Source organism: Natrialba asiatica DSM 12278 (assembly GCF_000337555.1).
Taxonomy (GTDB): Archaea; Halobacteriota; Halobacteria; order Halobacteriales; family Natrialbaceae; genus Natrialba; species Natrialba asiatica.
In genome coordinates this window covers 1-945 of sequence record NZ_AOIO01000043.1, presented here as the reverse complement: position 1 = coordinate 945, position 945 = coordinate 1, and the positions used below count along the sequence as shown (strand labels likewise).

General features: G+C 57.1%; 1 protein-coding gene. It reads right to left on the bottom strand.

Going from position 1 to position 945, the window contains the following annotated elements; genetic code table 11:
• Window positions 1-928, bottom strand: a 928-nt coding sequence (locus C481_RS20185; RefSeq protein WP_152422227.1) for a DUF7827 domain-containing protein, incomplete at its 3' end; no start/stop codon positions are given.
• Window positions 929-945 lie beyond the last annotated feature (17 nt).

Sequence of the window (945 nt, the reverse complement as noted above, 5' to 3'; positions counted from 1 at the left end):
CGTTCGAGTCGTCGAGTTCGAGTTCTGGCTGAGCCAGCGAGAACTCGGTACTGACGCTTTCGTCCTCATCGCCGCTGAGGAGGACGTTGCCTTCTTCGAGCGAGACGTTGAGTTCGTATGCCTCGTTGTTCTCGAGGAAGTCGTAGCTGTTCAGGGCGAAGAGAACAGTGCCGTTCTCTTCGTCGGTTTCGACGATCTCGATGTCGTCACCAGTGAGTTCTGGTCCATCTGCAGCTTCGGTCCCTACTCCATCAATGTTCGACCAAGTTTCTGGCTCAGCGTTTGCGCCAGGGTTGACTTCGGTCACGGAGATGTTAACGTCGTTGCTGGCGAGACTGTCTGCGTCGTCGTCCTCCGAGAGGAGTGCGAAGACGTCGTTCGCTTCGATGACACCGAGCAGCTGGTCACCGTTTGCGATTTCGTCCGTTTCAGTGACGACCGCATCGTCGAGGTCGTCAGCAGCAGGAGCCGTCGCGCTTTCGAGGCCGTTCATTCCCTCACGTTCATTGAGGTAGAACGACGAGCCGTCGGTCTTGTCAGTGACGTTCCCTTCCGTGGCGTTTGCAACAATACCAGCAGTCAGGCTGTAGCTGTGGCCTGGCTCGAGCGGTGCGTCAATACCGTCGGTACTGTAGAGGTGCTCGAGCGAGTCGTCACTGTCTGCGAGACTGAAGGCGCTTGTGCCGACCTCCGTCGTGTCGTACTCGATCGTGACGTTGCCGCTGTCACTCGTATCTTCGACTTCGAGCAGCGTCTGGTAGTTGGATGAGTCTTCGTCACCGAACTGGACGTAGACCGCTCCGTCGTAGTTGTTGATGTTGACAACGATTTCGCCGGTGTTACCCAGGTTCTCGTCGAACGTGTCCGGGAACGTGATGTCGCCCTCAGGCGTCTCTTCGACGGAGAACTCGTCAGACTCTGCAGTCACGCCCGTTGACAGTTCTT